Source organism: Massilia rubra (genome assembly GCF_011682065.1).
GTDB classification, from domain to species: domain Bacteria; phylum Pseudomonadota; class Gammaproteobacteria; order Burkholderiales; family Burkholderiaceae_D; genus Telluria_A; species Telluria_A rubra.
In genome coordinates, this window is record NZ_VUYU01000005.1 from 1 (window position 1) to 19,298 (window position 19,298).

Consider the following 19,298-nt stretch of genomic DNA (forward strand, 5'->3'; position numbering starts at 1 on the left):
GCTGGCTGACCGAGACGCTGGAAAAACTACCCACCTGTCCCAACAGTCAGATCGATTCGCTTCTGCCATTTGCTCAGATTACGGGGAAATAGATTCCGCTGGAAGGTGGGACGGTCGGATGCTTACAGAGATCCGGCCATGAGAGGATGAGGATGGTCACATTCAGAATTTCCCGATTTGACAAGGAGGCACCGGCCCATGTGCTCGACATGGGCGATCTTGCGTTTGTTCTTGACGACAAAATCATGTCGACAGAGGGTAATTCCCGCTATGCGAACATGGTGTACCTGTCCGTTGTCGAGCTGATCGATAGTTTGACTACGTTACGGCGCGGCGCGAACAGTCGACGATTTGTCGCTGCTGATTCATCATTTACCCTGATGTTCGAACAGAAAAAACAACATATTTACGTTTGGAATGAAACCAAGAAATATGGACCCTTCTTTTTGGATGAACTTCTCGCGGCGGTGAATGCCGGCGTCGACCATTTCCTTGCTGATCCGCTTAACGCGCTCCTTCCGAATGGCCCCATGCACGGCGACTTCCATGATAGTCGTCGCGAACTTAAGGAAATGTTGGTGGAACCGCCAGCAGGGGGAGGCAGATGGCCACATGATGGGTAGAAATATTCGTAGCAAAAAGCATCATGAAACATGTCAAATAGGCAGATAAATATCTTGTATTTACATAAAGATAATACTTTACTGCAAGAATTCCGCCTCTTACACTGTTGCCTCCCAGAATTTATGCATACAAAACGGAGACAACATTGAATACAACGAAACGCATCGTCTGCGTGGCGATTCTTGCCGCTTTCGCCGGTTGCGGCGGTGGATCCGGCGATACGACCCCGCTCCGGGGCCCCGTCGCCACCTCCCCGCCGGAAGCCGGCACGCCTCCGTCAGCCATCGCGCCTCCGCTTGCCGATGCGGCCCCGGGCGCAGTCACGCCACCGGACGTCGCCATCCCGCCGCTCGATGGCGTGCCGCCAGTCGGCGACACGCTTCCGCCTGGCACTGTGATTCCGGAAGGTTACCTGCCGCCGCTTGTGGGCGTGCCGCCCGGCGCCAGTGCGCCGCCGGCGGCCGTCGTCCCACCAATGGTGGTCGCGCCGCCAGTCGTGCTCCCACCGGTGGCGCTCGTGCCGCCAGTGGCCGTGGCGCCTCCAGCGGTGCTGCCGCCAGTCGTCGTGCCGCCAGTCGTCGCGCCGCCAGTCGTCGCGCCGCCGCCGGTGGTGGCGCCGCCGGTCATCGCGCCCCCGGTGCTGGTACCGCCAATCACCGTCCCCACGGCGCCAGCCGTGTCTTTCCCTGAACCTAACTCGGCAATTTACGACCGCAGCACGGCGCTGGCCTTCTATGACACCACCGCCAATGGCCAGCCGCGCGCGCTGCGCAAGGACTTGCAAGGCGCCTTCGGCGCGATGGTCCAGTTCGTCCAAAGCCACGTCGTCAATCCTTCCGGCAACGAAGCGCTGAATTTGCCGCGCCTGACCACCGAGCGCGATGCCTTGTTGTTGATTACTCCCGACGGCGCGCTGGGCAACGTGGAAGCGCTGCAATTGACCGTGACGGTCGATGGCGCCGCCAAGCCGCTGCTGGCCATGCGCGCACCGCAGGCGCTGTTTGCCGCCGACCGCAGTGGCGCCGACGAGCGTCCGGACGTGGTCTATTCGCACAAGGCCTGGTCGGTCGTGCTGCCATGGAATTGGGTCAAGCCGGGCATGACGCTCTCGGTGCGCGACGACAAGGGCCGCACCGGCGCGCTTGGCGCGGCCGCAATCGACTTCGCCGCGCCCGCCGAACTGGTCATCGCCAGCATCCAGCTCGGCATGCTGACCGACCCGCCCGCCAGCAGCGGCCACTACATGCTGACCGATGCCGCCGCCGCCGCCACCGACTATTTCCAGACGGTGCCCGTATCGAAGCTGACAGTGGCCGCCTATGAGCCGATGAAGCTGAGTCGGGTCATGGTCTCGAGCGGCGTCATCTACGATACGGCCAGCGCCACCAGCGGCGATGTCTACGGCGGCGACATGCGCGCCGATACGGCCAAGTCCACCTTCAGCACCGGCATCAATATGGCGAACTGGGGCGTTACCAGCTCGAATATGCAGAGCCAGAACCAACCGCACATCACCCAGGCGGCAACGATACATCATGCGCGCGGCAAGTACACCAATGGCCTTGTCACCCACGGCTTGAGCGGCGGCAACGGCATCCTGACCCTGATCGACTCCGTGGGTAACGAATTCAGCCATGAGATCGGCCATCATTATGGACTCGGCCACTACCCTGGTCAGGTCGGCACCAACTGTTTCGACTGCGCCCACCACCATGACAGCGGCTGGGGTTTCATTGCCAACCGCAACCACATGCGCGCCAACCTGAACTGGGGCAGCAAGAGCCTGGGCGACGGCGCCAACGGGGTGCCCAATTTTGCCAAGCTGTACCCGTTCGGATGGGACGCGATGGCCGGCGGCTTCTCGTCGAGCAGCATGTCGCGCTACACCCACTACACCGGCTACAGCACCAAGCAGAAAATCCAGCCGGCACTGAACAAAGCCGTGTTCTCGGCCGATTCGCCGACCGGCTACCGCAAGTGGAATGCCACCACCCGCGCCATGGAAAACACGGCTCCGGCTGTGCCAGGCTCGTCTACAGAGTGGTACAACAGCGGCGCCAAATTCGCGCCGCCACGCAAGCATGGCGTGCCGGTCTGGACCATCCTCGGCGGCTACGACCCGGTCGCCGGCGTCGGCCTGCTGTATCCGGCCGCACGCGGCAACTGGGGCAACACGTTCGAGCTGCCGCCGCCGGCCGCGACTGCCGCCGCGCGTCAATGCTGGCTCAGCGTCGACTATGCCGGCGCAGCGAGCAAGAAGATCGCGCTGGCAGCGAACCGGATGGGCGTGAACGCCAACAAGCTGCACGTCCAGCTGGCCCAGGACGAACAGCCGACACAGGCCAAGCTGTTCTGCCAGGAAGCGGGAGCCGCCGCCAGGGAACTGTCCAGCATTGCGATTCCGGGCAACTTGCCGGCCATGGCGCCGGCTGTCAGGGTGGGGCGCGAGTTTGGCTACGCGGCGCTGCGCAAAGCGGAAATGCCGCGATTCCAGAGCGCATTGCTGGCACTGGCCGGTAACAAGGTGCTGACACTCGATACCAAGGCTGCCTTGTTGTTCGACAGCTATGCCGACGGCTTTGCAAACGAGTTGAGCGGCGCAGCACGTGCCCAGCTCGAACGCTACCAGGCCCAGAACGACGTCGCGCGACGCCTGAACCGCTGGATGTTTGCGTACGCCGCAAAGCTCGATCAACAGGATCCCGCAGCCCGGAGCGCCTTGCTGGCACTGATCGAGAAACTGGGACTGCAGAGCACCCCGCAGATGCCGGTGGCCCAGTTGCTCAAGAACGGGACCAATTGCCTCAAGACGGAAACGGTCGGCGGTGCTGTGCAGCTGATGATTTCGAACGCGGCCGGATGCAGCGGTCAACAAACCGAAAGCTGGGTCCAGGATGCCGTCGGCCGTATCCGTAGTGGCGCCAGCCTCGACCAGTGCCTGACCGACATGGGCGGCAGCAATCGCGTGACCTTGTCGACCTGCAACCCGCGCGCCGACACGCAGGTGTGGGACACCACCCTCGCCGGGGCGGTCAGGCGCGGCTCCCGCTGCTTCGATTTGTCGGGTGGCTACCTGACCAATGGCCGAGGCAACCTGATCACGTATAACTGTACCGGCAACGCCAACCAGAAGTGGACGGGGCTGACCATGAGCGACAACCTGTTGCTGCCGCTCACCGACGCGGCGAACGTGAAGAACTTGCCGCTCAAGTGAGGCGGCGGCATGTGCTCTGCGACTTGATCGGGCGCCACAGCAAGCCCTCGGGTACAGGCATAGCGCTGCCTTGGCAGCGGTTTTTACCGTAGCGCTTGCCGGTCTCCGGCCAGCGCTACGACGCTTTCTCGGCCGCGCGCCGTCATCCCGTCCAGCTCACATCCGGGCGGCGCGTTGCACGGCCTCATTCACCCTCGATGAAAGCGTCGGCCAATTGCCTGATGTCGGGATTCCAGTCCGATTCCTCGCGTGATGATCCTGATTTGTCATACGAGCGGCGCCGAACGATCATCAGTTTCATCTGTGCCCTGTCAATCTGTCTTGCTACCCATCGCGAACCTGCGTGATCCATCGCGGCACTTTGCGGCAGTCATTATAGAGCCCCGGCCATGCCCCGCCGCAGACGGGAACTCTTCCCCGGGTGTACTATTCTGCTTCGCATCCCGCTAAGGAAGTCATGTTTGCCTTTTCGTTGAAAGCGCCGGCCCAGGCCCTCGCGCTGTTCCTGCTCGCCCTCTCGTTCCTGTTCGCCGCCCCCGCGCGCGCGGAAGACGATTATCTCGCCCCCGAGGTGGCCTTCAAGTTTTCGGCCCGCATGGTCGACCCGCAAACCATCGCTGTCACCTACGACATCGCCGACGGCTACTATATGTACCGCGAGCGCTTCAAATTCACTGTCGCCAACGCCACCCTCGGCGCTCCGGTCATCCCGGCCGGCAAGGTCAAGTTCGACGAAACGTTCCAGAAGGACGTCGAAACCTACCGCAAGAAGGTCACCATCACGATTCCCGTCGAATCGTCCGGCATGTTCACCTTGACGGCGTCCTCGCAAGGCTGCGCCGACGCCGGCCTGTGCTACGCGCCGCAGGAAGCGGTCGCGCGCCTGGTCGGTTCCGGCGGTTCGTCGCCCGTGCCCGGCATGAAGCCCGGCATTGCCATCCCCGGCGCCACGCCAGCGATGCAGGACATCGGCAACCCGGCCATCCTCGATCCAGCGGCAAGCGCACCGGCCACCTCCACCCCAGCGCCTGGCGACAGCGCCGCGCTGCTCGGCGGCGGCAAGCTCTGGCTGATCATTCCGGCCTTCATCGTGTTCGGCCTCGGCCTGTCGTTTACCCCCTGCGTGCTGCCGATGGTGCCAATCCTGGCGTCCATCATCGTCGGCGAAGGCGCCAACACCACGCGCGCGCGCGGCTTTATCCTGGCGCTGGCGTATTCGCTGGGCATGGCCCTGGTCTACACCGCCCTCGGCGTGGCCGCCGGCCTGATGGGCGAAGGCCTGGCCGCCGAGCTGCAAAAGCCATGGATCCTGATCGGCGTGGGCATCATGATCGTCGGCCTGTCGCTGTCGATGTTCGGCGTGTACGAACTGCAAGTACCTACCTTCCTGCAAAGCCGCCTGGCCAGTGCATCGGACCGCCAGTCGGCCGGCAAACTCGCCGGCGTGTTCGTCATGGGCGCCATTTCGGCCCTGATCGTCGGTCCGTGCGTGGCGGCGCCGCTGGCCGGCGCGCTGACCTTCATCTTCCAGACACGCGACGGCGTCATCGGCGGCGTGGCCCTGTTCTCGCTGGCGGTGGGCATGAGCATTCCGCTGCTGCTGGTCGGCTTGTCGGCCGGTTCCCTGCTGCCGCGTACCGGCGGCTGGATGAACAAGGTCAAGAAATTCTTCGGCGTAACCATGCTGGGCATGGCCTTGTGGCTCACTTCGCCGGTGTTGCCGCCGCTGCTGCAAATGCTGCTGTGGAGCGCGCTGTTGCTCGGCTACGGCGTCTATCTGCTGCGCGACACCCGCCACTGGGGCGCGATGGCGCTGGGCGCCGCCTTCGCCATCCTCGGCGCGGTGCAACTGGTCGGCCTGGCCACCGGGGGGCGCGACCCGCTCGCGCCGCTGGCCCACCTGGGCGTGGGCGGGCAGCAGCATGGACTGGCGTTCACCCGCATCAAAACCGTGGCCCAGCTCGACGCCGCGCTGGCGCAAAACGCAGGCAAGACCGCGATGCTCGATTTTTATGCCGACTGGTGTGTGTCTTGCAAGGAAATGGAAAAGCTGACCTTCGTCGATGCGCGCGTCAAGCAACAACTGGCCGGCACCCTGCTGCTGCAGGTGGACGTGACCGCCAACGATGCCGACGACAAGGCCATGCTCAAGCGCTTCGGCCTGTTCGGGCCGCCGGGGATCATCTTGTTCGACAAGGGCGGCCAGGAAATCGCCGCCAGCCGCGTCATCGGGTATCAGAATGCGGATAAGTTCACCGCATCGCTCAGGAAACTGGACTAGCCGGCTTAGAGCCTATCTCAGTAGATCGGGGGAAGCTGATGGCGATGCATGGCAAGCGAGGGCAAGGCGCGAGGAGGCCGCATGGCTAGCCATGCAACGACGAGCAACGCGGCACTCGCTTGCCAGGCGCGCCAGCAGCGACTCCGATCTATTGAGGTAGGCTCTTAGTTATCCGGCAGGATAAAGTCGTCGTTCTCGGGTTTGCCGCCCAGCAGTTCATCGAGACGGCCGCGCAGGCTGCGCGCCATCTCGCTGCCTTTGGCCTTGAGCACGGCTTGCAGGTACTGCAGGCGCAGCGCGCGGAAATCGCCGACGTTGTTGCATTTTTCAACCTTGAGTTGCAGCATGATGCCGCGCAGGCCGATGGTGCTCTTGATGGTCTGGTTGTAAAAATCGTACAGGTGACGGAAACGCGTAGCGTCGTCGAGCAGGGTTTCGGCCAGCGCTTGCGGCGATTGCAAGTGCGCGCTGGCCACCTGCGGTAGCGGCGCCTCGTCAGGGACATCGGCTTCCAGGTGGGCGCCCTCGACGCCGGCCGCGCGCCGCGCCATCTGGCGTGCACGGGCCGACTGCGGCAGCTTCGATGGCGGCCCCTCCGCCGGCTCCGGTTCCGAGCCGCTGGCCAGGAAGATGTAGCCGTCGTGCAGCAATTCCTTGACACTGTCTTCGGTCACGCCCACGCCGGCAAAATTGCGCAGCAAATCCTCAAGCGAGTGGCGGCCGTCTATCATCACCAGCAAGGTACGCAGGCGCGACGCCAACTGGTGCTTGCGGGTGGATATTTCCTCTCGACCCTTGTCGGTCTTGTCGTACACCATCGTGCCCATGCTGCCTCCGGAATGTGGTTTTTTAATGCCGCAGCCGGAAAAAGGTTTTTGGATTGCCGCGCGGATAGATTTTCCTCAGGATACACTATGTTACACTTTGTGAGAATGCTGTAGCGCCTTTATTTGAGGCAGCGGGCAACAAGTGCGGTGTAAGTACAACATTGCTAAAAATCAAGCCCTGCACGCCGGAGGGGTGCGCAGGGCGTGATCAAGCATGCTGCGGCCCGGGAAAGCGGCCGGGATCACGACTCAGGCAGGGCGCTTGTGCTTGCCGTGATGGCCGCGCCGCATGCCTTGCTCGTCAAACACTTTCTTTTGTTCCGGCGTGAGCGTCGCATAGAAGGTGTTCAGCGCGGCCAGCCGGGTTTCCATGTGGGCCACGTGCTGCTTGGCCATGTCCAGCTGCTGTTCCATGCGTTCCGGCGCGCTCTTGCCGGCCCACTGGCCGCGTTCGCCACGGGCAGGGCGCTCGCCCGGCTTGCTGGCGGCGCTCCACGCGGCCCAGGCCGGTTCTTGTTCCGCGCTCAGCTTGAGCTGCTCGTGCAGGCGCGCCTGGCGCTCGGCCATGTGGGCCTGGCGCTTGGCCATGTGCGCGGCGCGCTCGCCGTGATGGCGTTCCACGCTGGCCGCTTTCGGGTTGCTCTCCTGGGCGTGCACGGCAACGGCGGCGCCGCCCATGCCCAGGACGGCCAGGCTGATCACGAGGGTGTTGCGGACGGTAGTGAGTACGTTCATGGCGTTTCCTTTGGATGAAATGTGCGGGGTGCAACTGCATCATCTGCCTTGCATGTTTCCATGCCGTTTCCGCTGCCAATCAGTTTGTATCAATATGTATCGGCCCCATGCCAATATACATGACGATACAAAACCGCTATCCGGGGCCACGGTAAGTGGGGATAATTGCGGGCATGGATACTCCTTCTACCATTCTCATCGTCGACGACGACCGCGACATTCGCTCGTTGCTGGCCGATTACCTTGAATCGAACGGCTACCGCGCGCTGGCGGCCGCCGACGGCACGGCCATGTGGAAGACGCTCGACGAAGCGCGCCCCGACCTGATCGTGCTCGACCTGAACCTGCCGGGCGACGACGGGCTGACCTTGTGCCGCAAGCTGCGCGCCAATTCGACCCTGCCGGTGATCATGCTGACCGCCCGCAACGAGCCGCTCGACCGCATCCTGGGCCTCGAAATGGGCGCCGACGATTACCTGCCCAAGCCGTTCGAGCCGCGCGAGTTGCTGGCGCGCATCCGCAGCGTGCTGCGCCGCAGCCACGCGATGCCGTCCAACGCCCCCTCCGACAACGCCCAGCAGATGCGCTTTTCTGGCTGGACGCTCGACCTGACCGCGCGCCACCTGCTCAATCCCGAGGGCATCGTGATCATGCTCTCGGGCGCCGAATTTCGCTTGCTGCGCGTATTCCTCGAGCATCCCAACCGCGTGCTCAACCGCGACCAGCTGCTCAACCTGACCCAGGGCCGCGACGCCGATCCGTTCGACCGCTCGATCGACATCCAGATCAGCCGCCTGCGCCAGAAACTCGGCGAAGACGCGCGCCTGCCGCAAATCATCAAGACAGTGCGCAACGGCGGCTACGTGCTGGCCGGCCAGGTGACGGTGGAGCCGGGCACGTGAAGGCCTTCTTCGGTTCGATGACCGGGCGCGTGTTCCTCACACTGCTGCTTGGCGTCGTGATCACGGCCGTGCTGACCCAGCTGCTGGCCGAAAACGAACGCCAGCGGGTCATCGAAGCTTTCCGCGACCAGCATGCCATGGACCGCGCCGAACAACTCATCACCGCCACCGAAACCGTGCCCGCCTCGGCCCGCCTGGCCTATCTGTCGGTGGCCAACCGGCCCGGCATCCAGCTGGTGGTCATCGCTGACGACTTGCCGGTCAAGCCGGCGCCGTCGGCCTTCACGGCGGCGCTGGCCGTGCGCATGGGGCCGCAGTACAAGCTGGCCACCATCGCCAACCGGCCCGCCGCCTGCGACGTGCCGCGCATCCAGAACAGCATGTTCGGCCCGACCGAATCGCAATGGAAAGGCGTGTGCGAAAGCATCAACGTGCGCCTGCGCGATGGCGAACTGCTGCGCCTGATGGTGATGCCGCCGCCGCCTTCCGTGATCGCCCACGAAACCGATTACCGCATGATCATCGGCATGTTCCTGGTCAGCATCGCCTTCCTCGCTTACCTGGTGGCGCGCATGACCACCCGGCCGCTCAAGCAGCTGGCGCAGGCCGCCAAGGATCTCGGCAACGACATCAACCACCCGCCCTTGCAACTGTCGGGCGCGAGCGAGATCCGCCAGGCCAGCGCGGCCTTCAACGCCATGCAGGCGCGCATCCGCCAGTACATTTTCCAGCGCACCCAGATGCTCGCCGCCATCACCCACGACCTGCAAACGCCGCTCACGCGCATGCGCCTGCGCCTCGAAAAAGTCGGCGACGGCGAGCTGCGCGACCGCCTCGTGGGCGACCTGTCGGCCATGCAGGAAATGGTGCGCGAAGGCTTGGACCTGGCGCGCAGCACCGACACCACCGAAGCGATGCAGGCGCTCGACCTCGATTCCCTGCTCGATTCGGTCAGCTGCGACGCCACCGACGCCGGCCAGCAAGTGGTGGTGCACGGCCACGCCGGCATGGCCTTGCTGGGACGGCCGATGGCGCTGCGGCGCTGCCTGGTGAACCTGATCGACAACGCCGTCAAGTACGGCCAGCGCGCCGACCTGACGGTGGAAGCGGGCGCGGGTGCTGCGCGCATCCGCGTGCGCGACAACGGCCCCGGCATCGCGCCGGGCGAGCTGGCGCGCGTGTTCGAACCGTTCTACCGCGTCGAAACCTCGCGCTCGCGCGAATCGGGCGGCACCGGGCTGGGCTTGACGATCGCCCGCAATATCGCCGAGCAGCACGGCGGCAGCATCGCGCTGATCAACCATCCGGAGGGCGGCCTGGAAGTGACCCTGGTCCTGCCGGAGTACTATGCTGGCGCCTAGCCCGCACGCCGCTTTGCCTTACCTTTGCCTCATTGAATTGAACCGATCATAAGCCGCCCGCAGTGGCGACCAGGGAAACGCATGAAAAAGAAGAGCATCGTCATCATCGTCGGCCTGGCCGTCCTCGTCGGCGCCGGCGCATGGCTTGCGGGCCGCGACAAGCAGGCCGACGCGGGCGAGCGGCAGGGCGCCGCTGGCGAGCAGAGCGGCAAGAGCGATGCCAAGGGCGGCGCCCAGCCGCCGGCCATCGTCAACGTGGTCTCGCCCCAGCGCCAGGATGTGCCGGTGGTGTTGCAGGCCAATGCCAGCGTGACGCCGGTCAGCACGGTCGACCTGCATCCGCAGACGACCAGCACGATCCGCAAGGTGCATATCAAGGAAGGCCAGTTCGTCAAGGCCGGTGAACTGATGTTTTCGCTGGACGATCGCAGCGAGCGCGCCAATATTGACAAGGCGCGCGCCCAGATGGCGCGCGACGCCGCCAGCGCCGCCGACCTGGAACGCCAGTACAAGCGCAGCGAGGAATTGTTCGCGCAAAAGTTCATCGCCCAGAGCGCGGTCGACACCCTGAAAAGCCAGCTCGATTCGGCGCGCGCGCTGGTCGGCGCCGGCCAGGCCGCGCTCCAGGCCGAGCAGGTCAACGCCAGCTACAGCGCGATCCGCGCGCCGATGGCGGGCCGGGTCGGCGCCATCAATGTGTTTCCGGGCAGCCTGGTGCAACTGGCCACGTCGCTCACCACCATCACCCAGCTCGATCCGATCAACATCGCTTTCAACGTGCCGGAAAGCGCGCTCGGCGACCTGCTGGCGGCCCAGAAAAACGGCGCGGTGATGGTTGACGCGCTGGCCGGCCCGCAGGCCAAGGCGCTCAGCGGCAAGCTCAGTTTCATCGATAACGCCGTCGATCCGCTGGCCGGCTCGATCAAGGTCAAGGCCCTGTTCGATAACAAGGACGCCAGCCTGTGGCCGGGCCAGTACGTCAGCGCGCGCGTGACGGTGCAGACGATCAAGAACGCGGTGGTGATTCCGCAGGCGGCCATCATCAGCAATACCCGCGGCACCTTCGTGTACGTGGTCGACGCCGACCACAGCGCCAAACAGATGCCGGTGGTGCGCCTGCACGCCTTTGGGGTGAACGCGGCCGTCTCGGGCTTGAACGGCGATGAAAAAGTCATCACCGAGGGCAAGCAGAACCTGCGCCCCGGCGGCAAGGTCAGGCTGGCCGACGCCAGCGCACCGAAAAGCGATGCCAAGACTGCGGTGGCGGCACAATGAATTTGTCCGAACTGTGCATCCGGCGCCCCGTCATGGTGGTGCTGCTTTCGCTGAGCATGATCCTGGTGGGCGTGCTGTCGTACCTGGCCATTCCGGTCGCGGCGCTACCCAGCTATAACACCCCGGTCATCAACGTCCAGGCCAACCTGTCCGGCGCCAGCCCGGAAACCATGGCGTCCTCGGTCGCGCTGCCGTTAGAGAAGCAGTTCTCGACGATTGCCGGCATTAACCTCATTACCTCGACCAGCACCCAGGGCCAGACCTCGCTGACCCTGGAATTCGACCCCAGCATCGACGTCAACGTGGCCGCCATCGATGTCCAGGCAGCGCTGCTCGGCGCCCAGCGCCAGCTGCCGCAGGAGATGACCGAGCTGCCGTCCTACCGCAAGGTCAACCCGGCCGACGCGCCGGTGCTGTTCATGGCCATGACGTCGCCGTCGATGAATCTGTCGGAACTGAACGACTACGCCGAAAACCTGGTCGCGCCAAGCTTGTCGACCCTGCCCGGCGTGGCCCAGGTGACGGTCAATGGCCAGAAGCGCTTCGCGGTGCGGGTGCGCGCCAGGTCCGACCTGATGAACGCGCGTAACCTGTCGATGGATGAACTGGCGCTGGCGCTGCGCGCCGCCAATTCGAACGCGCCGCTGGGCGTGCTCGATGGCCCGAGCCAGACCATGACCATCCAGGGCAACGCCCAGTTGATGAACGCGGCCGCGTTTTCCGACCTGATCGTCGCCACCCGCAACGGCGAACCGGTACGCCTGAAAGACGTGGCCACGGTCGAAGACAGCTACCAGTCGGTGAAAACCGCCGGCAGCTACAACGGCGAGCGCTCGATCGTGCTGCTGGTGCAGCGCCAGCCCAACGCCAACACGGTGCAGGTGGTCGACGCGGTGCGCAAACTGCTGCCGCGCTTCCAGGCCCAGTTACCAAGCTCGATCAAGATCAACCTGGTCAACGACCGCTCCGTGTCGATCCGCGAAGCCATCCACGACGTCAACCTGACCCTGGCCGGCACCGTGGCGCTGGTGGTGCTGGTGATCTTCCTGTTCCTGCACCGCGCCGCCGCCACCTTCATTCCGGCCGTGACCATGCCGATTTCGCTGCTGGGCGCCTTGTCGCTGCTGTACGCCTTCGGCTACAGCCTGGACAACGTGTCCCTGCTCGGCATCACCCTGGCCGTCGGCCTGGTGGTCGACGACGCCATCGTGGTGCTGGAAAATATCGTGCGCCACATCGAAATGGGCAAGAAACCGGTGGACGCGGCCCTGATCGGCTCGCGCGAGATGGGCTTTACCATCGTCTCGATTTCGATCTCGCTGGTGGCGGTGTTCATCCCGATCTTCTTCATGCCGGGCGTGATCGGCCTGTTGTTCCATGAATTCGCGGTGGTGGTGGGCCTGTCGGTGCTGGTGTCGGCGCTGGTGTCGCTCACGCTCGTGCCGATGCTGGCCAGCCGCCTGCTGCCGGCGCATGCGAGCGAAGAGGGCGGCGAAAAGAGCTTCATCGGACGCCACTTCGAAGCCGGATTCGCGCGCGTGCGCGACGGCTACGCCAGCTCGCTCGACGTCGCGCTGGCCCATCGCTTCATCGTGCTGGCGGTTGCCGCCGGCACCTTTGTGCTGACGATCATCCTCTACACCACCATCCCCAAGGGCTTCTTCCCCGAGGAAGACCTGGGCCAGTTGCGCATGACAATCGAAGCGGCCGAGGATACTTCGACCGACGCCATGCTGATCCTGCAAGAGAAAGTGGTGGCCGTGATCCGCGCCGACCCGAACGTGCAGGATGTGACATCGTTTACGGGCGGCGGCAACACCGGGCGCGGTTTCATCGCCTTGAAGCCGCGCGACCAGCGCGTGAAAATGCCGCTGGTGGTCGAACGCCTGCGCAAAGCGACGCGCCAGGTGGCCGGCGCGTCGGTGTTCCTCTCGCCGATCCAGAATTTGCAGCTGGGCGGGCGACCCAGCAAGAGCCGCTACCAGTACACCTTGCAAAGCGTCAGCTCCGACGCGCTGGGCGACTGGGCCAACAAATACCTCGAGCGCATGCGCGCCGATCCAAGCTTTCGCGACGTGACCAGCGATTCGCAGAACCGCGGCCTGCAAGCGACCTTGAAAATCGACCGCGACAAGGCCAACGCCATGGGCGTGCAGATCGCCGACGTGCGCACCGCCCTGTATGCGGCGTTTGGCGAGCGCCAGGTATCGACCATCTATTCGGCCGCCGCCAGCTACAACGTGATCCTGGAAGCCGAACTGGCCGACCGCCAGTCCGAGGATGCGCTCGGCCGCGTCTCGGTGCGCAGCAAGGGCGGCCAGCTGGTGCAGTTGTCGAGCTTTGCCACGGTCGAACGCACGGTCGGGCCGACCTCGGTCAACCACCAGGGGCAGCTGCAGGCGATCACCTTGTCGTTCAACCTGGGCGCCGACGTGCCGCTCGGCGTGGCCACCGGCAAGATCGACAAGATGGGCGTGGACATGAAACTGCCGGCCTCGGTCATCACCAAGTACGGCGGCGACGCCGCGGTGTTCCAGGATTCGCAGTCGAGCCAGATCATCCTGATCGTGGCCGCGCTGGGCGTGATCTACGTGTTGCTGGGCGTGCTGTACGAAAGCTTCATCCACCCGCTGACCATCCTGGCGGGCCTGCCCTCGGCCGCCGTCGGGGCGCTGCTGACCTTGCGCATCTTCGGGCTGGACCTGACCATGATCGCCATCATCGGCATCCTGATGCTGATCGGGATCGTCAAGAAGAACGCCATCATGATGATCGATTTTGCCCTGCATGCGCAGCGCAACGAGGGCCTCACGCCGGCCGAAGCGATCCGCGAAGCCTGCATCCTGCGCCTGCGGCCGATCCTGATGACCACCCTGGCCGCGCTGATGGGTGCGCTCCCGATCGCGCTCGGCCTGGGCGCCGGTGCCGAACTGCGCCAGCCGCTCGGCCTGGCCGTGGTCGGCGGTTTGCTGTTCTCGCAAGTGATCACGCTCTACATCACCCCCGTGATCTACCTGTTCCTCGACAAGTACAGCGGCAGCGGTCCGATGACCGACGCCCAGCTGGCCAAGTTCGAGCAAGCGCACTGACATTTCCACAAGGTATTTAATTGACTGGAAACAACACGATGATTTGACCGCCTGCCACCATGGAAGCCATGCATCTTCATTGACAGGCGGTCACCATGAAACGTTACAGCGTCACCCTCATCGGCATGGGCCCGCGCGGCCTGTCCCTGCTAGAGCGCATCGCCGCATTCGCGCGCGCCCACAATACGCCCCTGCAAGTGAACCTGATCGACCCGGCCGAGTGCGGCCCGGGCGTGCATGCGCCGGGCCAGCCGCAGCACCTCCTGATCAATACCGTGGCCAGCCAGGTCACGATTTTCCCCTTCCGCGAGGCGGTCGAGCTGGCGCCCGTGTGCGCCACGCCCTCGCTCACCGAATGGGCCCACGCCGAGGGCTACCGCCGCTTCGGCGACCAGTTCGTGCAGGTCGCGCCCGGGGAAGAGGGTGGCGCCGCGATCACCCCGCTCGACTACCTGCCGCGCTATTTGCTGGGTCGCTACCTGGTCTGGGCCTACGACGCGATCCGCGCGGCGCTGCCGCCCACGGTGGCGCTGACGCACTTGCGCCAGCGCGCCATCGACATGTTCCAGATGCCCGACGGCAGCTTCATGGTGGAGCTCGACAGCGGTTTTTCGGTCGGCAGCGATTTCGTCTTCATGACCACCGGCCACAGCCGCAATAACCTGACCGACGAAGAAGCCTGGTGCCACAAGTTTGCCCAGGACCACGCGCGCTACAACGGTAAGCTGGCCTTCATCCGCCATGTGTATCCGCTCGACAAGCTGGTCGGCATCGCCAGCGACGCCCGGGTCGCCATCGAAGGGCTGGGCCTGACCGCGCACGATGTGGTTTCGCAACTGACGGTGGGCCGGGGCGGGCGTTTCGAGCCGTCCGGCAGCGGCTTGCGCTACCTCGCCTCGGGACGCGAGCCGGCGCTGCTGCTGTTTTCGCGCAAATGCCTGCCGGCGGCGGCGCGCGGCGTCAACCAGAAAGGCTTGAACGGACGCCACCAGACCCGCTTTTTCACGCGCGAGGCGCTGCGCGTCCTGCGCCAGCAAGCCCAGCGCGAGCGCGGCAGCCCCCAGCTCGACTTCGACCGCGAACTGCTGCCGCTGCTGATCCGCGAAATGGGTTACGCCTGGCGCTGCGCGCTGGCCGAGGCGAGGAGCGCGCCCGCGCCCGATCCGCTGCACTACGCGCTCGGCGCCGAGGAGCGCGCCGCCATCGACGCCATGCTGTTTCCCCTGCAGGGGCGCAAGTTCGCCACGGCCGACGACTTTGCCACTTTTTTCACCTGCATGATCGCCGACGACCTGTCGGAAGCGCGCCGGGGCAACCTGGGCAGCCCGATCAAGGCCGCCACCGACGTGCTGCGCGACGCCCGCGCCGTGCTGCAGGACATGATCGAGCATGGCGGCCTGACCGCGGCGTCGCACCGTAAGTTTCTCAGTGTCTACAACCCGGCCATCAACCGGGTCACCTTCGGCCCGCCAGGCCAGCGCAACGAACAGTGGCTGGCGCTGCTCGAAGCCGGCGTGCTGAGCGTGGCCGCCGGTCCCAACGCGGCCGTGCGCATCGACGAAGACCGTTCCCAGTTCGCCCTGCACACGCGCTTCGCCTCGGGGCCGACGGTCCAGCATGTGGACGCGCTGGTGGTGGCCCGGCTGGATGTGTTCTCGCCCGAAACCGACGAAAGCCCCTTGATCCGCAACCTGCTCAAGCGCGGTACCATCCGCCCTTATTACAATGGCACCTTCCATCCGGGCGGGGTGGATATCGACCAGGCCAACCATCCGCTCGACAGCGCGGCGCGCCCGGTGGGCAACCTGTGGGCGCTCGGCTACCTGGTGGAGGGGCCGCATTACTACACGCACGCCTTGCCGCGCCCGCAACTGCACTCGCGCCAGGTGCTCGACGCCGAGCGCTGCGTGCGCGAACTGTTCGCGCAAATGGCCGAGCGCGACAGTGCGCGGCGCCAGGTGCGTCCGCGCGTGTTTGCCGGCGCCGAGCGGGTGACGAGCTGAAGCTGGGGACGGCCGTATTGTTGCAGCGTTGATACATATAGTAACAACCATCAAGACACTCATCTTGTAAGCTGCACAGGGTGAGCTTGCCAATGCGCAAAAACCACAAAACGGTTAGACTTCGGCTCCTGAGCCGCAATTTGCTGGCGCCGTCCCTGGAAAGCTGTTTACATTTTGCGCGACCATTCCCACCATTCGACCGAGAACAGCGGCTACTGCGAGCATTGCGGTCAGCCCTTGCCCGGTTACGCGGTGCCCAGTTACGAGGTCAAGCGCTTCAATTCGGTCGGCGTGGGCGTCACGGTGGCCTTGCACCTCTTGTTGCTGCTGCTGTGGGTATTCAATCCGCAAAAAGAGACAAAAGCGCCGCCGCCAAATTCGGGCGGGGAAATCACCTACGTCACGCCGCTGCCCGAGAACAAGCCCAAGCCGCAGCCGAAGGAACAGCCGAAAACCACGCCCAAGCCGACTACCCAGGCGCGCCCCAAGCCGCCCACCGTGGCCAGGGTCCAGCGTTTGCCCGACACCATCACCTTGCCGAATGAAAAGCCGGTCAAGCAAGCCGACGTTCCCGAGCCGCCCAAGCCGGTGCGCCCGCCCGCGGTGGCGCCCGAGACCGACATGGCGGCCGCGATCGAAGCGCGGCGCCGCGCGCGCGGCCAGACCGAGAGCGAGCAGCCGGCCGAGGAAAGCGCGGCCGAGCGCGGCATGCGCATCGCCAAGGCGAATATCGCGGCGGCCAACGGGCGCAGCATGGGCGACGACCGCAACGATACCGGCGGCGTGTTCGAGGTGAAAAAGAATGCGATGACGGCCACGGTCAAGTTCCGCGGCTGGAATCCGAGCTTCAAGCGGCGCTGGCTGCAGGAAGTCACGGTCGAGCTGGGTAATGAGAGGGATATCGAGACGGCCGTGATCAAGAAGATGATCGAAATTATCCGCAAGGAAAAGACCGGCGACTTCGAATGGGATTCGCACCGCTTGCAGCGCGTGGTGAAGATGAGCGCGCGGGTGGAGGATACGGCGGAACTGGCTGATTTCTTGCAGAAGGAAATGTTTCCGGAGAACCGCAGGGGGCGCTGAGCCAGCGGAATGACAAAAGGGCGCCGCAGCGCCCTTTTGTCTATATCGCGACTAGTACGACCTCAGGCGCGGGCCTTGAGCAGCCGCGCAATATCCAGTGCAAAATACGTCAGCACGCCATCGGCGCCGGCGCGCTTGAACGCCATCATCGCTTCCATCATCACCTTGTCATGATCGAGCCAGCCGTTCTGCGCGGCCGCCTTGATCATCGCGTACTCGCCGCTGACCTGGTAGGCGAAGGTCGGCACCTTGAACTCGTCCTTGACGCGGCGCACGATGTCCAGGTAAGGCATGCCCGGCTTGACCATGACCATGTCGGCCCCTTCGGCGATATCGAGCGCCACTTCGCGCAGCGCTTCGTTGCCGTTGGCCGGGTCCATCTGGTAAGTGAACTTGTCGCTTTTGCCCAGTGACGCCGCCGAGCTGACCGCTTCGCGGAACGGTCCATAGAACGCCGATGCGTACTTGGCCGAATACGCCATGATGCGGGTGTGGATGTAACCCTGCTCCTCGAACACGGCGCGCAAGGCGCCGATGCGCCCGTCCATCATATCCGACGGCGCCACCACGTCCACGCCGGCTTCGGCGTGGCACAGGGCCTGGCGGATCAGCATGGCGGTGGTTTCGTCGTTGAGCACGTAGCCGTTCTCGTCGATCAGGCCATCCTGGCCGTGGCTGGTGTACGGGTCGAGCGCGATGTCGGTCAGCACGCCCAGTTCCGGGAAACGCTCTTTCAGTGCGCGCACGGCGCGCGGAATCAGGCCGTCCGGGTTGGTTGCTTCGACCCCATCCGCCGTTTTGAGGGACGCATCGATCGATGGAAACAGGGCCAGCACCGGAATGCCGAGATTGACGCACTCCTGGGCCACGTCGAGCAGCAGGTCGACCGAGAGGCGCTCGATGCCCGGCATTGCCGAGATCGGCTGGCGCTGGTTGACGCCGTCGACGATGAAGACCGGATAAATCAGGTCGGAAGAAGTGATCGTGTTCTCGCGCACCATGGCGCGCGAAAACGGGTCCCGCCGCATGCGGCGCATGCGCGTGGCGGGGAACTGCACTGGCAGAGTAGACATCGTTTTTTTCCGAGTGAACAAAAAATCAGGGAATCAGGCCTCGTCGTCGCTGTCGACCGGGTCGACCAGCGGCGTGTCCGGATCGGCCTCGATGGGCGTCAAGCCCAGCAGGTCGATGATCTTGTCGTTGGCTTCCTCGATGCCGACGCGCTTGAGCGCCGAAAACAGTTGCACCGTGAACGGAAAACCTTCGCCATCTTCATCGACATAGCTTTCGAGCATCATGCGCGCCTGGCGCAGGGCGTTGGTCGATTCGTTGCGGTTGAGCTTGTCGGCCTTGGTCAGGATGCAGTGGATCGGTTTGCCGGTCGGGGCGAACCATTCGAGCATCTGCACGTCCAGTTCGGTGAACGGACGGCGCGAATCCATGATCAGCACCAGCGCGGCCAGCTGCTCGCGGCGCTGGACGTAGTCGCCCAGCAGCTTTTGCCAGTGCAGCTTGGCCGAGCCGGACACTTCGGCGTAGCCGTAGCCGGGCAAGTCGACCAGCAGCGCTTCGATTTCCTCGACGATGGTGGCATCCTTGCGGTGTTGCCCGACGTGGGCGCCACCGATCGAAAAATAGTTAATGTGCTGGGTGCGACCCGGCGTTTTGGACGCGAACGCGAGGCCTTTCTGATTTGTCAGAATGTTAATGGCGGTCGACTTTCCCGCGTTGGAACGGCCGGCGAAGGCGATTTCCGGGGCCTGCGTATCGGGCAGGTCACGCAGTTGGTTGACGGTCGTAAAGAAGCGGGCTTGCCAGAGTTTGGACATGGGATGGGCAGAAAATGCAACAAGAGGGGCGATAACGCGAGAAAGCTATTGTACAATAAGGGGTTACGAATTGTT

At 64.4% G+C, this 19,298-nt stretch carries 13 protein-coding genes; 9 read left to right on the top strand and 4 right to left on the bottom strand.

The window, feature by feature from the left end:
- The first annotated feature begins 152 nt into the window (after positions 1-152).
- The 3 genes from F0185_RS08605 (at position 153) to dsbD (ending at position 6,119) form a co-directional block, all read left to right on the top strand.
- Positions 153-623: a hypothetical protein gene (locus F0185_RS08605; protein ID WP_167223476.1), complete on the top strand. Its 471-nt coding sequence runs from the start codon at positions 153-155 to the stop codon at positions 621-623.
- Between the two features lie 146 nt (positions 624-769).
- Positions 770-3,838, top strand: coding sequence for a M66 family metalloprotease (locus F0185_RS08615; protein WP_187362475.1), 3,069 nt, complete (start codon positions 770-772; stop codon positions 3,836-3,838).
- 457 nt (positions 3,839-4,295) lie between these two features.
- Positions 4,296-6,119: a protein-disulfide reductase DsbD gene (dsbD, locus tag F0185_RS08620; RefSeq protein WP_167223480.1), complete on the top strand. Its 1,824-nt coding sequence runs from the start codon at positions 4,296-4,298 to the stop codon at positions 6,117-6,119.
- A 164-nt stretch (positions 6,120-6,283) separates the two neighbouring features.
- On the opposite strand, the gene F0185_RS08625 is transcribed toward dsbD, so the two are convergent.
- Positions 6,284-6,946, bottom strand: coding sequence for a hypothetical protein (locus tag F0185_RS08625; protein ID WP_167223482.1), 663 nt, complete (start codon positions 6,944-6,946; stop codon positions 6,284-6,286).
- Between the two features lie 249 nt (positions 6,947-7,195).
- A complete protein-coding gene (locus tag F0185_RS08630; RefSeq protein ID WP_167223484.1) occupies positions 7,196-7,681 on the bottom strand; it encodes a Spy/CpxP family protein refolding chaperone in 486 nt (161 codons plus the stop codon).
- 173 nt (positions 7,682-7,854) lie between these two features.
- Here F0185_RS08630 and F0185_RS08635 point away from each other — a divergent pair, with 173 nt between their 5' ends.
- The 6 genes from F0185_RS08635 to F0185_RS08660 all read left to right on the top strand — a co-directional run bounded on the left by F0185_RS08635 (position 7,855) and on the right by F0185_RS08660 (position 17,394).
- Positions 7,855-8,583 (top strand): response regulator, encoded by a 729-nt coding sequence (locus tag F0185_RS08635; protein WP_126077535.1) that lies wholly within the window; start codon positions 7,855-7,857, stop codon positions 8,581-8,583.
- Positions 8,580-9,944 (top strand): ATP-binding protein, encoded by a 1,365-nt coding sequence (locus F0185_RS08640; RefSeq protein ID WP_167223486.1) that lies wholly within the window; start codon positions 8,580-8,582, stop codon positions 9,942-9,944. Before F0185_RS08635 ends, F0185_RS08640 begins: the two co-directional genes overlap by 4 nt.
- Before the next feature lie 81 nt (positions 9,945-10,025).
- Positions 10,026-11,219 (top strand): efflux RND transporter periplasmic adaptor subunit, encoded by a 1,194-nt coding sequence (locus F0185_RS08645; RefSeq protein WP_167223488.1) that lies wholly within the window; start codon positions 10,026-10,028, stop codon positions 11,217-11,219.
- Positions 11,216-14,308 carry an efflux RND transporter permease subunit gene (locus F0185_RS08650; protein WP_167223490.1) on the top strand — a complete coding sequence of 1,031 codons (3,093 nt, stop codon included), beginning with the start codon at positions 11,216-11,218 and terminating at the stop codon, positions 14,306-14,308. The genes F0185_RS08645 and F0185_RS08650 overlap by 4 nt, the downstream gene beginning before the upstream one ends.
- A 95-nt stretch (positions 14,309-14,403) precedes the next feature.
- The gene (locus F0185_RS08655) at positions 14,404-16,311 is read left to right on the top strand and encodes an FAD/NAD(P)-binding protein (protein ID WP_167223492.1); all 1,908 of its coding nucleotides are present in this window, start codon (positions 14,404-14,406) and stop codon (positions 16,309-16,311) included.
- 174 nt (positions 16,312-16,485) lie between these two features.
- The gene (locus F0185_RS08660) at positions 16,486-17,394 is read left to right on the top strand and encodes a hypothetical protein (RefSeq protein ID WP_167223494.1); all 909 of its coding nucleotides are present in this window, start codon (positions 16,486-16,488) and stop codon (positions 17,392-17,394) included.
- Between the two features lie 62 nt (positions 17,395-17,456).
- On the opposite strand, the gene hemB is transcribed toward F0185_RS08660, so the two are convergent.
- The gene (hemB, locus tag F0185_RS08665) at positions 17,457-18,467 is read right to left on the bottom strand and encodes a porphobilinogen synthase (RefSeq protein ID WP_167223496.1); all 1,011 of its coding nucleotides are present in this window, start codon (positions 18,465-18,467) and stop codon (positions 17,457-17,459) included.
- A 33-nt stretch (positions 18,468-18,500) separates the two neighbouring features.
- Entirely contained in the window at positions 18,501-19,223 is a 723-nt protein-coding gene (gene yihA, locus F0185_RS08670; protein ID WP_229476843.1) for a ribosome biogenesis GTP-binding protein YihA/YsxC, read from the bottom strand.
- Positions 19,224-19,298: the final 75 nt, after the last annotated feature.

What these genes read in the sequence shown, in the direction of transcription:
- F0185_RS08605 (WP_167223476.1), top strand. Translation starts at nt 153, where the DNA reads ATGGTCACATTCAGAATTTCCCGATTTGACAAGGAGGCACCGGCCCAT.
- dsbD (WP_167223480.1), top strand. Translation starts at nt 4,296, where the DNA reads ATGTTTGCCTTTTCGTTGAAAGCGCCGGCCCAGGCCCTCGCGCTGTTC.
- F0185_RS08625 (WP_167223482.1), bottom strand. Translation starts at nt 6,946, where the DNA reads ATGGGCACGATGGTGTACGACAAGACCGACAAGGGTCGAGAGGAAATA.
- F0185_RS08630 (WP_167223484.1), bottom strand. Translation starts at nt 7,681, where the DNA reads ATGAACGTACTCACTACCGTCCGCAACACCCTCGTGATCAGCCTGGCC.
- F0185_RS08635 (WP_126077535.1), top strand. Translation starts at nt 7,855, where the DNA reads ATGGATACTCCTTCTACCATTCTCATCGTCGACGACGACCGCGACATT.
- F0185_RS08645 (WP_167223488.1), top strand. Translation starts at nt 10,026, where the DNA reads ATGAAAAAGAAGAGCATCGTCATCATCGTCGGCCTGGCCGTCCTCGTC.
- F0185_RS08650 (WP_167223490.1), top strand. Translation starts at nt 11,216, where the DNA reads ATGAATTTGTCCGAACTGTGCATCCGGCGCCCCGTCATGGTGGTGCTG.
- F0185_RS08655 (WP_167223492.1), top strand. Translation starts at nt 14,404, where the DNA reads ATGAAACGTTACAGCGTCACCCTCATCGGCATGGGCCCGCGCGGCCTG.
- hemB (WP_167223496.1), bottom strand. Translation starts at nt 18,467, where the DNA reads ATGTCTACTCTGCCAGTGCAGTTCCCCGCCACGCGCATGCGCCGCATG.
- yihA (WP_229476843.1), bottom strand. Translation starts at nt 19,223, where the DNA reads ATGTCCAAACTCTGGCAAGCCCGCTTCTTTACGACCGTCAACCAACTG.